The sequence below is a fragment of the Glutamicibacter sp. NPDC088483 genome, assembly GCF_044753145.1.
Classification (GTDB): Bacteria; Actinomycetota; Actinomycetes; order Actinomycetales; family Micrococcaceae; genus Glutamicibacter.
In genome coordinates this window covers 402,414-415,784 of sequence record NZ_JBIVMP010000004.1, presented here as the reverse complement: position 1 = coordinate 415,784, position 13,371 = coordinate 402,414, and the positions used below count along the sequence as shown (strand labels likewise).

General features: G+C 64.0%; 12 protein-coding genes. 5 read left to right on the top strand and 7 right to left on the bottom strand.

Annotation, left to right across the window (positions count from 1 at the left end; all coding sequences use genetic code 11):
• Positions 1 to 133: 133 nt before the first annotated feature.
• From ACIP6G_RS11015 to ACIP6G_RS11005, 3 genes are read left to right on the top strand one after another with little or no spacing between them, the layout of a single operon-like run.
• A complete protein-coding gene (locus ACIP6G_RS11015) occupies positions 134 to 1,438 on the top strand; it encodes an SRPBCC family protein (protein ID WP_105658918.1) in 1,305 nt (434 codons plus the stop codon).
• Positions 1,435 to 2,826: a flavin reductase family protein gene (locus tag ACIP6G_RS11010; protein WP_400290045.1), complete on the top strand. Its 1,392-nt coding sequence runs from the start codon at positions 1,435 to 1,437 to the stop codon at positions 2,824 to 2,826. Before ACIP6G_RS11015 ends, ACIP6G_RS11010 begins: the two co-directional genes overlap by 4 nt.
• A 42-nt stretch (positions 2,827 to 2,868) precedes the next feature.
• Complete coding sequence (locus ACIP6G_RS11005; RefSeq protein WP_400290044.1) at positions 2,869 to 5,388, top strand: FAD-dependent oxidoreductase; 2,520 nt, start codon at positions 2,869 to 2,871, stop codon at positions 5,386 to 5,388.
• Between the two features lie 180 nt (positions 5,389 to 5,568).
• Here the strand turns inward: ACIP6G_RS11005 and ACIP6G_RS11000 are convergent, their stop codons facing one another.
• The 4 genes from ACIP6G_RS11000 to ACIP6G_RS10985 form a co-directional block, all read right to left on the bottom strand.
• Entirely contained in the window at positions 5,569 to 6,285 is a 717-nt protein-coding gene (locus ACIP6G_RS11000; protein WP_400290042.1) for an NADPH-dependent F420 reductase, read from the bottom strand.
• Positions 6,286 to 6,528: 243 nt separating this feature from the next.
• Entirely contained in the window at positions 6,529 to 7,236 is a 708-nt protein-coding gene (locus ACIP6G_RS10995) for an aldolase/citrate lyase family protein (protein ID WP_400290040.1), read from the bottom strand.
• Between the two features lie 645 nt (positions 7,237 to 7,881).
• Positions 7,882 to 8,769 carry a bifunctional 5,10-methylenetetrahydrofolate dehydrogenase/5,10-methenyltetrahydrofolate cyclohydrolase gene (locus ACIP6G_RS10990; RefSeq protein ID WP_400290039.1) on the bottom strand — a complete coding sequence of 296 codons (888 nt, stop codon included), beginning with the start codon at positions 8,767 to 8,769 and terminating at the stop codon, positions 7,882 to 7,884.
• Entirely contained in the window at positions 8,766 to 9,416 is a 651-nt protein-coding gene (locus ACIP6G_RS10985) for a cyclodeaminase/cyclohydrolase family protein (RefSeq protein WP_400290037.1), read from the bottom strand. The genes ACIP6G_RS10990 and ACIP6G_RS10985 overlap by 4 nt, the downstream gene beginning before the upstream one ends.
• Before the next feature lie 472 nt (positions 9,417 to 9,888).
• Here ACIP6G_RS10985 and ACIP6G_RS10980 point away from each other — a divergent pair, with 472 nt between their 5' ends.
• Both ACIP6G_RS10980 and ACIP6G_RS10975 read left to right on the top strand, forming a co-directional pair.
• Positions 9,889 to 10,323 (top strand): MarR family winged helix-turn-helix transcriptional regulator, encoded by a 435-nt coding sequence (locus ACIP6G_RS10980; protein ID WP_105658912.1) that lies wholly within the window; start codon positions 9,889 to 9,891, stop codon positions 10,321 to 10,323.
• Positions 10,320 to 11,717, top strand: a complete 1,398-nt coding sequence (locus tag ACIP6G_RS10975; protein ID WP_400290035.1) for an MFS transporter — start codon at positions 10,320 to 10,322, stop codon at positions 11,715 to 11,717. The genes ACIP6G_RS10980 and ACIP6G_RS10975 overlap by 4 nt, the downstream gene beginning before the upstream one ends.
• Before the next feature lie 74 nt (positions 11,718 to 11,791).
• Here the strand turns inward: ACIP6G_RS10975 and ACIP6G_RS10970 are convergent, their stop codons facing one another.
• The 3 genes from ACIP6G_RS10970 to ACIP6G_RS10960 form a co-directional block, all read right to left on the bottom strand.
• Positions 11,792 to 12,088 carry an antibiotic biosynthesis monooxygenase gene (locus ACIP6G_RS10970; protein WP_105662322.1) on the bottom strand — a complete coding sequence of 99 codons (297 nt, stop codon included), beginning with the start codon at positions 12,086 to 12,088 and terminating at the stop codon, positions 11,792 to 11,794.
• Positions 12,089 to 12,190: 102 nt separating this feature from the next.
• Complete coding sequence (locus tag ACIP6G_RS10965) at positions 12,191 to 12,721, bottom strand: ASCH domain-containing protein (protein ID WP_400290031.1); 531 nt, start codon at positions 12,719 to 12,721, stop codon at positions 12,191 to 12,193.
• Between the two features lie 71 nt (positions 12,722 to 12,792).
• The coding region (locus ACIP6G_RS10960) for a PT domain-containing protein (RefSeq protein ID WP_400290030.1) at positions 12,793 to 13,371 on the bottom strand (579 nt) is incomplete at its 5' end.

Sequence of the window (13,371 nt, the reverse complement as noted above, 5' to 3'; positions counted from 1 at the left end):
TCCGTTCAATTTCTTGCGCTTTTCTTGCCGACTATTTCTTCCTAGTCTCGATTCATGCGGTGACCGGCCTCACATCGGCCCGCGCAACCACAGCCCGAGGACGCCAGCCGCGTCGTGTTCCAAGGAGTAACAGATGACCGCTTCGGTAAGCGCACCGCGCACTACGCGTGGGAAGCTCGCTACGTCGGTGAACCAAGAACAGCTCGCCGAGATCACCGAACTCTTCCGCAACCGGCGCAAGGGCTACTCGCTCGAAGCCCCGCTGTACACCGACCCCTCAGTATTCGATGTCGAAATGCAGGCCATCTTCGGGACCCACTGGCTGTTCGCCGCGAGCATTGCCGAGATCCCCGAGCCCGGGGACTACGTGACCGTGGACTACGGTCCGCATTCGCTGATCGTGCTGCGCACCGAGGAGGGCGGGGTCAACGTGCTGCACAACGTCTGCCGGCACCGCGGCGCCCGCGTGCTCACCGAAGCTTCGGGCAGCACCGGGAACCTGGTCTGCGGCTACCACTCGTGGACCTACTCCCCCGAAGGGGACCTGATCCACGCCTCCGCCCCGGGCGAAGGCAAGTTCGACAAGAGCTGCTTCGCGCTCAAGCGCGCCCACGGCCGGGTCCATGCCGGGCTGGTCTTCGTTTCCCTGGCCCAGGACCCGCCGGCGGACTTCGACGAGGTCGCCGGCATCTTCGAGCCCTACCTGGCCCCGCACGATATCGCCCGCGCCAAGGTCGCCTACCAGCAGGACATCATCGAGGAGGGCAACTGGAAGCTGGTGATGGAGAACAACCGCGAGTGCTACCACTGCGACGGGCACCCCGAGCTGGCCTGCTCGCTGTTCCCCACCTGGGGGCTGAGCGACGACACCGTTCCGCCGCACCTGGAAGAGGTATGGGAACGCAACCAGCAAGCCCAGGCGGCCCTGGAGGAACGCTGCCGCCGCTACGGATTGCCCTACGAGGTCGTGGAGCAGCTGGACACCCGCATCGCCGGCATCCGAATCTCCCGCGAATCCCTGGACGGCGACGGGGAATCCTTCTCCGCCGACGGGCACCGCCTGTCCAAGAAGCTGCTCGGCGAGCTGCGCGACTTCCGGCTGGGCCGCTGCTCCATGCACCTGCAGCCCAACAGCTGGTTCCATTTCCAGTCCGACCACGTGATCACCTTCGCGGCCTTCCCGATCAACGAGCACCAGACCCTGGTGCGCACCACCTGGCTGGTGGCCGATGACGCGGTCGAAGGAGACGACTACGATCTGGAGAAGCTCACCCACACCTGGAAGCAGACCAACCTGCAGGACAAGGCCTTCGTCGAGCTGTGCCAGAAGGGCGCAGCCAGCCCCGCCTACCAGCCGGGCCCGTACATGAAGAGCGAATACCAGGTCGAGGCGTTCATCAACTGGTACACCCAGCGCGTGCTGGAGCACCTGGCATGAGCGCAGGCGCCCAGCTGGCATCGAGCGTAGCGGCCCAGCGCATCCGCGGGCTGGAAATGCCGTGGAACCGGGTCCTCAGTTCCCAGGAAGGCCCGGCGAGCGCGGCCCGCGCTCTGGGACCCTGGCACCCCCAGGAGTTCCTGGCCGAATGCGTGCAGACCATCGAGGAAGCCGGCGGGCTGATGACCTTCGTCTTCCGCCGCGCCGATGGCGCCCCGCTGGCCTTCCGCGCCGGGCAGTACCTGAATATCGCCTTCCCGGTGCATGGCGAAGACCAGGGCCCGGTGGACCGCAGCTACTCGATTTCCAGCGCGCCCACCGTGCCCTGGACCTTCAATGTCAGCATCAAGCGCGATCCCAAGGGCCTGGTCTCCTCCTGGGCGCATGAGAACCTGCGCCCCGGCATGGTGCTGGAGATGCTCGGCCCGGTGGGCGCCTTCCACCTGGGCGATTCCGACCGGCGCGCCCGCTACCTGTTCCTTGCGGCCGGAGCCGGGATCACCCCGATCATGTCGATGGTGCGCACCATCCACTCGCTGCCCGGCCAGGCCGATGTGGTGGTGCTCTGCCACGGCACCGTGCCCGGGGACTTCGCCTTCTGGCCCGAGCTGGAATACATCGCGCAGGTCGATTCGCGGATCAAGGTGTTCTACTCGCTGGGCGACCGGGCCAAGCCCAAGAGCTGGAAGGGCTTTGCCGGGCGGCTGACCACGGCGATGATCGATGCGGTGGCCCCGGATGCCAATGGCCGCAAGGTGTTCGCCTGCGGGCCGGAAGGCTACCTGAATTCGGCCACCCAATTGCTGCGCGAGGCCGGGGTGGATGACACCTCGGTGTTCATGGAGTTCTTCTCCGGGGACCGCAAGACGCTGCTCGAGTACCAGGAGGAAATCGCCCTGGCCGGGTCCATCGCCGAGGAGGTGGCCGAATCCGTGGAGGAGTTCTACGAGAGCCAGCCGCCGGAGCTGGGGATGTACGAACCGGAGTACGACCAGAGCGGCACCATCGAGGCCAGCGGCCAGAAGCTGGTGGCGGTCGATTCCAATGCCCCGCTGCCGCCGGCCTCACCGCTGGTTCCCGCGCAGGACTCGCCGGATACCGCTTCCTTCCCCACCGTGGGCGAAGGCGAGCTGACCATGACCTTCCTGCGCACCGCGGTGAATGTCCGGATCAGTTCCCAGGAGCACATCCTGGGTGTCGCCCAGCGGGCCGGGGTGCGCATCGGCGCCAACTGCCAGGAGGGCATGTGCGGCTCGTGCAAGGTCGTCAAGCTCGAAGGCGAGGTGGCGATGAACCACCAGGGCGGCATCCGCGCCCGTGAAATCGCGGCCGGGAAATTCCTGCCCTGCTGCTCCACCGCCCAATCGGATCTGGTCATCGACGCCTAGCGCGCCGGCCACCACCACACCATCAGCTTTCAAGGAGTCCCCATGTCCCGTCTTTCCCCTCGGATCCTCATCATCGGCGCCGGCATCGTCGGCGCCAACCTCGCAGACGAACTGGCCGCGCTGGGCCACACCAATACCCTGGTCATCGAGCAGGGTCCGCTGGATCTTCCCGGCGGCTCCACCTCGCACGCCCCGGGCCTGGTCTTCTCGTCCAACCCGTCCAAGTCCATGACCGAATTCGCGCAGTACACCATCGAGAAGCTCACCGGCCTGGTGGGCGCCGACGGGCGCGGCTCCTTCCTTCCGGTGGGCGGGCTGGAAATCGCCACCACCGGTGAGCGCCTGGCCGACCTGCATCGCCGTGCCGGCTGGAACCGCTCCTACGGGGTCGACGCCGAAGTCATCGACGCCGCCGCCTGCCTGGCGAAGTTCCCGATGCTCAACCCGGAGAAGGTCCTGGGCGGCCTGTTCACCCCGGGCGACGGGCTGGCCCTGGCCACCAAGGGCACCGCGCTGGTCATGGAACGCGCCAAGGCCGCGGGAGTCGAGTTCCGCGACCGCACCATCGTCACCGATATCGAGGTCTCCGGCGGCAAGGTCACCGCGGTGATCTGCGGCGAGGAGCGCTTCGCGGCGGACATCGTGGTCTCCTGCGCAGGCTTCTGGGGACCGAATATCGGCAAGATGGTGGGCACCTCGATCCCGCTGCTGCCGCTGGGCCACCAGTTCGCCTGGAGCACCCCGGCCCCGTCGCTGGCCGGAGTGAACGAGCTGCCGGCCGGTGCCAGCCGCCCGATCCTGCGCTACCAGGACCGCGACCTCTACTACCGCGAGTGGGGAGATCGCATCGGCATCGGCTCCTACGCCCACCGTCCGATGCCGGTGGATCTGGACACCTTGCGGGCCTACCGCCCGGAAGAGATCACCCACGAGCGGATGCCTTCCTCGCTGGACTTCACCCCGCAGGACTTCGCCGCCGAATGGGAAGCCAGCCAGGAGCTGCTGCCGGATCTGCGCAATACCCGGATCCAGCGCGGCTTCAACGGCATCTTCTCCTTCACCCCGGACGGCGGCTCGCTGGTAGGCCAGTCCAGGGAAGTGGACGGCTTCTACGCGGCCGAGGCCGTGTGGGTCACCCACGCGCCGGGCATCGCCAAGGCCGTGGCCGAGCTGATCACCACCGGCACCTCCACGACGGACCTGAGCGACTGCGACCTGAACCGCTTCGAGGACGTGCAAACCACCAAGGAGTACGTCAGCGAGACCTCGCAGCAGAACTTCGTGGAAATCTACGATGTCCGCCACCCGCTGGAACCGCGCACCAAGCCCCGCGCCGTGCGCACCAGCCCGTTCTACTCCCGCCAGCAGAAGCTGGGCGCCTTCTTCCTGGAGGGCACCGGCTGGGAGCGCCCGCACTGGTACGAGGCCAACGCCGCGCTGCTCGATGAATTGCCGGCGGAGTGGGCGGCCCCGGAGCGCGACAGCTGGTCAAGCAAGTTCCACTCGCCGATTGCCGCGGTGGAAGCCTGGAAGACCCGCACCGCGGTGGCCATGTTCGACATGACCCCGCTCAAGCGCGTGGAAGTCACCGGCCCCGGTGCCGGGCCGATGCTCCAGGGCTTGACCACGGCGAATATGCTGCGTGCCCCGGGCATGGTCAGCTACACCCTGCTGCTGGACCATGCCGGCGGCATCACCAGCGACATCACTGTGGCCCGGCTCTCCGAGCAGGTCTACCAAGCCGGCATCAACTCCAACTTGGATGTCGCCTACCTGGACCGCGAAGCGCGCAAGTTCAATGAGGCCAACCCGGGCCAGTGGGTGGCAGTTCGCGATATCACCGCCGGGACTTCCTGCATCGGCCTGTGGGGGCCGCTGGCTCCACAGGTCATGGCCAAGATCAGCGGCGATGATATGGGCAACGAGGGGCTGAAGTACTTCCGCACCAAGCAGATCTCCATCGCCGGCATCCCGGTCACCGCGATGCGCCTGTCCTACGTGGGCGAATTCGGCTGGGAGCTCTACGCCTCGGCGGATGTCAGCGCCAAGCTCTGGGATGCGATCTTCGAAGCCGGGCAGGAGCACGGCATCATTGCCGGCGGGCGCGAGGCGTTCAACTCCATGCGACTGGAGAAGGGCTTCCGTTCCTTCGGCACCGATATGACCAGCGAGCACGAACCGGAACAGGCCGGTTTGGGCTTCGCGGTGAAGGCCGCCAAGACCGCGGACTTCGTGGGCAAGTCGGCGCTGGCCGAACGTGCCGCGGCGGCCACCAAGCGCCTGCGCTGCCTGACCGTGGATGATGGCGTGTCCATGGTCCTGGGCAAGGAACCGGTCTACGTGGATGGCAAGCCTTCCGGCTACGTCACCAGCGCCGCCTACGGATACACGGTCCGCAAGCCGATCGCCTACGCGTGGCTGCCGATCTCGGTGGAAACCGGTGACCCGGTGGCGATCGAGTACTTCGGCAAGCAGATTGCCGCCACCGTGGTCGATGATCCGCTGTACGATCCGCAGATGGACCGCTTGCGCGGAGTTTCGCTGGCCACTTCGGCCAGCTAGCGGCTAGACGCACGTACCCGGGGCCGGGCACCGCTCATGCGAGCGGCGCCCGGCCTGTCGTCGTTAACCTGCGTGGCTGCCTGCACACCGAGGCGGTACGCCATGCATTCATGCCTCTTAATAGGGGTGCCCTGCCGATAGCGGCCGCGGATGGCCTTCCGCTGGAGGGCAACGGGCCGCTCAGAAGGCGCGTTCGGCAACATTCACGCGAGCCGCGGAATCCAGTGCTGCCTTGACCTGGTCCGCTGGTGTTGGCGCTGGAATCGAGGAAAGCAGCTGGTCATCCGGGGTCTTGGAATCCGCCAGGTAGATGCGCGTATATCCGGCGGATTCGGGCTCGAATTTCCACGTTTCCGCGAGCGCGCCCGCGTCCAGCGTATCGAAGCCGAGGCGTTCGATGATTGCCGCTGCTTGCTCCTTCGCTTGGGAATCATCGGAGGCAATGGGAAGCGCAGAGCGGCCAGCAGCCTCGGCGGGACGGGCCAGCAGCGGAATGTGGTGGGCCAGGATGTTGCCGAAGGCTTTGACATAGCGAGCACCATCGAGCCAGCTCGCCACCAGTTCGCTGGTCATCATCGTCCCGCTGTCGAGTTCGGCAATGCGTCCATCCCTGGATGGATAGTAGTTGCTGGTGTCCAGCACTGTCTTGCCGCGCAGCAACCCGGCTGGCAGCTCACGTACCGCAGCGAGCGGAATGGACAGCACTACGGCTTCGCCCGCTTCGGCCACCTCTTGAACCGTGCCGGCTGCGGCCAGCGGCCCCAGCTCGGCCACGAGTTCCTGCAGCGATTGAACTCCACGGGAATTCGCAATCACCACGTTCACATTCGCGGCAACGGCCAATCGGGCGATTGCAGATCCGATATTCCCGCTTCCGATGATTCCCAGCGTTGGCATTCCATTTCCCTTCAGCAAAGTCCGGCATTGCGGGTGCCTGCCGCTCTTCGCAGCAGCTATCCCCTTTGGTTGAACTGCCTTCCGGGCACCAAAATTCCCTACGCACCATGCTGGTCTTCGTGCGCCTCGCGGAAAGCAGGTGCCGGACCGGCAACCGGTGGCATTGGCAGGAACCGCCCGGCACCAAAACACCCTGCGTGCCCTCAGGCGAAGACGCTTCGAAGCAGGAACTTCAGTGACCGCTCAGCTCTCCAGTGCTTGCGCGGCACCGGCTTTCAGCAGGCCCATATCCGTGGCGGTGGCTACCCAGTCGTAGCCCAGGGCTTCGAAAGCACTGGCTCTTGATGGTGAACCGGCGAAGGCGCCCACTTCAATTCGGCGGTCATGGCAGGTTTTTGCTATGAATGCCAGGGGCGAGTCCTTGGCAGCAAGCAGTGAATCCACGTCGGTGCCAAGACTCATCGCCAAGTCGACCGGCCCAACGAATACGGAGTTGATACCGGCGACTCCAAGGATTGCCTCAAGGTTTTCCAATCCTTCAGCGGATTCAATCATCACCGACAGATGAAGCCGGTCGTTCGCTTCCTGCGGGGTCAGCACCGGTTCACCGAACAGTGCGCTCATCGGCCCCCAGCTTCTGGCACCATGTGGCGCGTACCTTGCCGCGTCGGCTGCTTCCCGGGCCTCCTCGGCCGTGTTCACCATGGGAACTATAATGTGAGCAGCACCCGCGTCGAGGGCAAACCCGATGTCCGCGTAGCTTCCGCTGCGGAGCCGAACTGCGATGTTTCCACCTGGCGCAGTAGCAAGAACAGAAATTATCCGGGCCTCGCTCCACAATCCATGCTGCATGTCCAGCCCATGCCAGCCAAAACCCAACTTCGATGTCGTTGCAAGAATTTCCGGTGAATCAAGAAAATGCCAAAGTCCGCGGGCTGAATACAGTGCCAAGTTGTTCTCCTAGGTTGCCAAACGCTGAAAGCAAGCAGTCCCTAGAGAACTTACTCCGTTTCCGCGGGCACCACGATTCTGCATGACGTGCGCGCTTCATCCCTGATGCCGTAGCGCTGCCTGCTTCCAGCACTGCTGCACTGTGTTGAACTGTATTGAACTGCATCGGAGCCTAGCGCGCAGAACCGATCCCTGGACCGAGCATTCACCCGAACGGGTGCAGTTGTTTTCATGAACTCTCGATTCAACAAGGCCGGACCAGCACATCGCCGAGGCCTTTGTGGCGCACTGCGAATTGACCGCCCCGCGATGGTCGGAAACCCCGCGGAACTGCGAAGTCGACAGCCCTGTCCCAGGTCCTTGCTCGAAGCCCCGGCAACCGGTTTCGAGCGCGGGAAGATGCAAGGGAGCCGCCGGGGAAGTTGCCGGGCGGGCAGCAGAAAGCCGCCGCATCATCAACCTCCCAATCGATGATGCGGCGGCGGCACGTGGTGCATCCGGCCGGCGGCAGATCCCAGTTCATGTTCCCCGCCGGCGTGCACCGTACCCGTGGTTCGCTTCGCCCTGGCAATTGCGGTCCCGGCGTTCCGGTTTCCGCTGCATGCTGGCTCGCCCGCAGCGGCACCCGGAACACCGGCCAGCCAGCTACCGGCGTCCGGCCATGCGCGCTCCCTTCGCCGGGGCCGCCTGCTGGCTTGCCGCCGCGGCCTGCGCGGCATGCAAGACCAGCAACGCCGTCGTCACCGTGCCCACGCCGCCGGGAACCGGACTCAGGGCCCGTACCAGCGGACGCACCGATGCCGCATGGACGTCCCCCACCAGCTTTCCTTCGGCGTTGACGTTGGTTCCGACATCGATCACCACAGTGCTTTCCTGCGCGTCATTGCCGGTGAGCAGGTTCGCCTTGCCCACGGCCATGACGACCACCGAGGCGGACTTCGTGAAATGGGCCAGATCGGCGGTCCTCGAATGGCAGATGCTCACCGTGGCATCGCGCTGCAGCAGCAGCTGGGCCAACGGTTTGCCCACCACCGCAGAGCGCCCGACCACCGCGACATGCTGCCCGGACAGCGGGATCCGGTAGTGCTCCAGGATCTCGATGACCGAGCGTGCGGTAGCCGGGGCGAAGGCCGGCTGGCCGACACTGAGCCGTCCCAGGCTCAGCGGATTGGCCCCGTCAATGTCCTTGGCCGGGTCGATCAGCGCCACCAGCGCCGCGGCATCCACCCCTGGCGGCAACGGGGTCTGCAAGATGATTCCGTGCACCGAACTGTCCTCGTTCAAGGCGGTGATCGCTTCGGACAGCTGCTCCTGGCCGGACCCGGTCAGGTCCACGACCTGGCAGTCCACCCCGAGCTGCGCGGCGGCCCGTTCGATCGAGCGCACATACCAGGCGGTGGCCTCGTTATCGGTGGCCAGCACGACCGCGATCCGGACACTGGTGCCCTCGCTGGCCATGCGCACCACCAGTTCTGCGGTGCGGGCGCGGATCGCTTCAGCCACCGGCTGCCCGGCTAGATTGCGTGCCGTCATGCTGCCACCACCGCACGGGCGTGCGCGCTGAGCTCTTCGGCGTGGGCGATCGCCTCGCTGGCCTGGCTGGCGGTCTGGACCAGCCGGTCGCGCTGGGCGATGTCCTTGATTGAGCAGATGTTCATTTCCAGGGTGGCCAGCGCGGTAGCCAAGGCCGCCCGGGCAGCTTCGGCCGCGGCGGCCACGTCGCTGAGAACCGATCGGTTGCCAATGGGCAGCAGGCGCTGGCCCAGCTTGATGACCTCAATGGAGGCCTCGACGGTAGAGACCAGCGGTGCGGCAGCGGCGATGGTGGCGTTTTGAATGGCCGCGCTGCGCTCCGACTTCTGCTCGCTGCTTTCCTTGGGCAGCTTGTACGCGGCACCCAGGGCGCCGAACAGCCTTTCGTCTTCCTGAGCGGCGAAGAGCCCCTGGCGCATCAGCAGCCGGGCATGCTCGGAAATCTGCTGGGCCTGCTCCTGGACGTCCGCGTACCGCGGTCCGGAAGTGAATTCGGCAACCATGGACACCAATGCCGCGGCCTGCGCCGCGTGCAGGCCCGCGGCCGCGCCCCCTCCTGGCGTCGGGGCGCCCGAGGCAAGCCGCTCAAGGTAGCTGCTGACAGTTTCATTGGAGATCAATGGAGTTTCCCCTCGTTCGGGACGCATGGAAGTTGATCCCTGCACCGTTCGGCGGGATTTCCGGCGCGCAGGACCACGGTCCAAGCCGCCGAAACCCCTTAGTATCCGACTGGTATATCAGGTTATCTTGAAGCCTAGAGCACCTACCGAACGCTGGTCAAGGGTTTTCTGGCGCCCGGAACACCCCCGGCATCCAAGCGCCACGCGACCGGATCCCCCGCTAGTCCATCCAGGTCTTGCACATGCCGGCCAACAGGGTCCGGAAGGCATTTTCCCTGCGGCGCACACGCGGTCCCGGCGCAGGGCCAGGAGTGCGCGGCACGAGCCGGAATCCATCAGGAGCGCACCAAAACGACAACCACTTACTACGGCGACATGCCTGCGAGCCACGGGGCCAAGCGAGCGAGTACCACCTTCTCGCGCCCGATGGATCGGGGCAGTGTGCAGCCTCACGAGCATTCCACAAGAAGCTTGTACAAGTTAATTGTATTCTATAGCTATGGAAATTGATCCCGAGCCCGCAGACCTTCCCCAGCAAATGCTCGAGGTGCTTTCGCCATTGCTGAGCCTGATACGCACGGCACGATCCATCTCCCCGGGCAAACTGGGAATCCTGCACACCTTGGCCACCGAAGGCCGGGCCAGTGCCGCCCGGATGAGCCAGGCCATCGGGGTCAGCCAGCAGGCCATCTCGCTGACGACCAAGGAATTGGAAGGCCTCGGACTGATCGAGCGGCACCGGGACGAGGCCGACCGCCGCAAGCTCTGGTTCCAGCTCACCGATGACGGCCGCCAAAAGCTGGACCAGGAAATCCTGCTCGGCCGGACCGCGCTGCTCCAAGCCATGGGCGAGAACCTGAGCGAGGAGGACCGTTCCCTGATCCGCTCCGCCTTGCCCGCGCTCAAGAAAATCAATACCGCGGTCCGCCCATGAGCCGCAACGCATCCAACCAGAGCCCGCTGGTGCCCACGCTGGTCTTCGCCGCGCTTGCCACGGCAATCGTCTCCTCGCTGGGCATGCTGCTGGTCCCCTCGATTTCCTTGCGGTTCAATGTCGATATTGCCGCCGCCCAGTGGATGCTCACCGTGAATCTGCTGGCCGGCGCCGTGGCAACACCCATCATGGGACGCCTCAGCGATGGACCGCATAAGAAGCGGCTGCTGCTCGTCTCTCTGGCGGCCATGTTCGTAGGCTCTGTCATGGCAGCGTCCGCACCGAGCTTTGGCGTGTTCCTTGCCGGACGCGTGCTCCAGGGATTGTCCTACGGCATTGTTCCGGTCACCATCGCCATCGCCAGGCGCTATGTAGCGGCCGAGCACCTGCAGAACACCATCTCCACCTTGTCGGTGACGGTTGCTTCCGGAATCGGCATCGGCTATCCATTGACCGGCATCATCGCTGGCATTTTCGACTACTCCTACGCGTTCTGGTTCGGTGCGCTATTCGTGCTGGCCACCATCTGCGTGGTGTGGAAAGTTGTTCCTGCAGGCCCCGATACCCAGGCCGAGCAACGTCCCTTCGACTACACCGGCTCCGGCTTGCTGGCCCTGGGGCTCACCTCCCTGCTGCTGGCCATATCCGAGGGGCCCAAGTGGGGCTGGGCTTCACCTGCAACGCTTGCTTTGGGCGCTTTCTCGGTCATCGTGCTGATCATCTGGGTGAGGGTGGAAAACAGCCTTGGCCACCCGCTGATTAATCTGCGCACGCTCAAGCAGGGCGAAGTCCTCTTGGCCAATATCTCGGCCATCGCCCTGGGCGCCGCACTGTATATCGGCATGTCCGTATCATCACTGGTAGCCCAGGCAGATGCGGCAACTGGCTACGGGCTGAGCCTGCCGGTCTTCTGGGCAGGATTTGTCATCTTCCCGCTCTCGGTCGGCAGCTTGGCTGCCAACCGCGTGGTGCGCATACTTGCCAAACGCGTTGGCATCCAGGTCATGCTTCCCATTGGAGCGATCATCATGGCCGCAGCAGGCACCATGCTCTGGCTGCTCCACTCGGCGCTCTGGGAGATCTTGCTGAGCATGCTGGTCTTCGGCATCGGCATGGGCGCAAGCTATGCGGCCATGCCGGCATTGATCGCCCGCAGCGTAGCGACCAAGGAGCTAGGCAGCTCGGTAAGTTTCAACCAGGTGCTGCGTACTGTAGGTTCTTCTTTCGGCACGGCGATTTCCGCGGCCATTATCGCCACCCACCCCGGACTCAATGGCGAGGCCAGTCCGGAAGGCATCGACATGACCTTCTTGATCGGCGCACTGCTTTGCATCGCCTTGGGTGCTGCGTTGCTGGCCGATTCGGCACGGCGCAAGTTCAAGGGACGCAGGTAGGCAAAAAGGTCCTGGATGCAGATAACGCCCCGATACCACGAAGGCATCGGGGCGTTGCCAGCAGGCTGCAGCGCCTAGAATTCCACGATCTCGAATTCCAGAAGTTCAGCGCCGCTGGCCACTGGCTTCTTGGCATCGCTGCCAGCATGGGCCGCATCAGCGCGCTGGGTACGCCAGTTCTCGAAGTCCTCGCGGGTTGCCCACTGGGTGTACACGAAGTACTTGTCTCCACCATTGACCGGACGCAGCAACTTGAACCCTTCGAACCCCGGTGAAGAATCCACCGAATGCTTGCGAGCAGCAAAACGCTTCTCCAGTTCCGGTCCAGCTTCGCCGGGAACCGATAGGGCATTGATGACGACAATCGACATGTTCAACCTTTCTTTTCCGGGCTTCTTTCACGGGAAACCCTCTGTCTCCACCCTACGCCCGCGCGTTCTCGACCGCAGGCCAGCGTGACGAAGTTCGGCCGGCTAGTCGGCATACTCCTGTGGCCAGCAAATTTCAAAGCGTTCCAAGACCAACTCTCCCCCGGCTTTGGCGGTGTCTTCAGGTTTCCAATCGATTCCTATGGATTTCTGCGTACGGCGCCAGAATTTCTCATGTTCTGCGCGCCAGTATTCCAACGAGAGATCCCCTTCTCCCTCGGCCGCGGCAAACTCCGCGCCTACCTCGAAGAACGTGGAGCGCTCGACGGAAAGCACGCGCAAAATTGCTCGCGGCTGCCCTTGGCCATCGCAGACAATGCAGTGGTCTTCAGGTTGCGGGACACGTTCGTTGTAATAGACGTAGTCGCTAGCCAGAGACGAAGTCGCTCGCTTGGTTCCGTGCAGCATTTCATTCAGCAGCTCATCGGCAAGCGCGGGATGATCACCGAACGATTCGGCGACACGGTGCGGTGCATCGTCCCGCAGAATCCCCTTGCTCTCCAGATACTCAAACCACATCTGTTCGGCAGCTTCTGCATTGACGGGAGGCAGCTCAGGAACACAATTTTCTGTCATGTGTCGATCCTAGCCGCGACGCAGATTCCGCATGGCCCTGGAATGGCTATGGGAGGACGGTTGGGCTGCGCCTAGAGTCCTGGAATCTTGAATTCGAACTTCTCCTTCGAATTCCCTTGGCTTTCAAATGCAATAGTCCGGCCCCCAAGGAGGTAAAACTGCTTCAGCTTTATAGTCACTGGACCTTCGCAGCTAAGCCTGAACGAATTAGCTCGCATGCTCGAGGGAACGCAGTTCCCCTCGTACGTCATGTTATCCACCCAAAGCCAGTTGAGCCGCACCTCGAAACTTATTGGATCGCTTTCAGAAGCTCCGCTGATATCGAAGGTGTAATTCGCAAAGAATCCACCTTCCTCTTGTGCCATGATGACCTGGAATCCAGATCCGTCTTGGTCGTCTTCCGGCTCAACCGTTGGTTCCGAGGTTGGTTCCGCAGTCGGCTCCGGGGTCGGTTCTGCAGTCGGCTCGACTGAAGGCTCCACCGTAGGATCCACCGTTGGTTCCGGGGTCGGTTCTGGGGTCGGCTCCACCGTTGGTTCAGGAGTTGGTTCAGGGGTTGGTTCAGGAGTCAGTTCCGGAGTTGGTTCAGGAGTCAGTTCCGGAGTTGGTTCAGGAGTCAGTTCCGGAGTTGGTTCAGGAGTCAGTTCCGG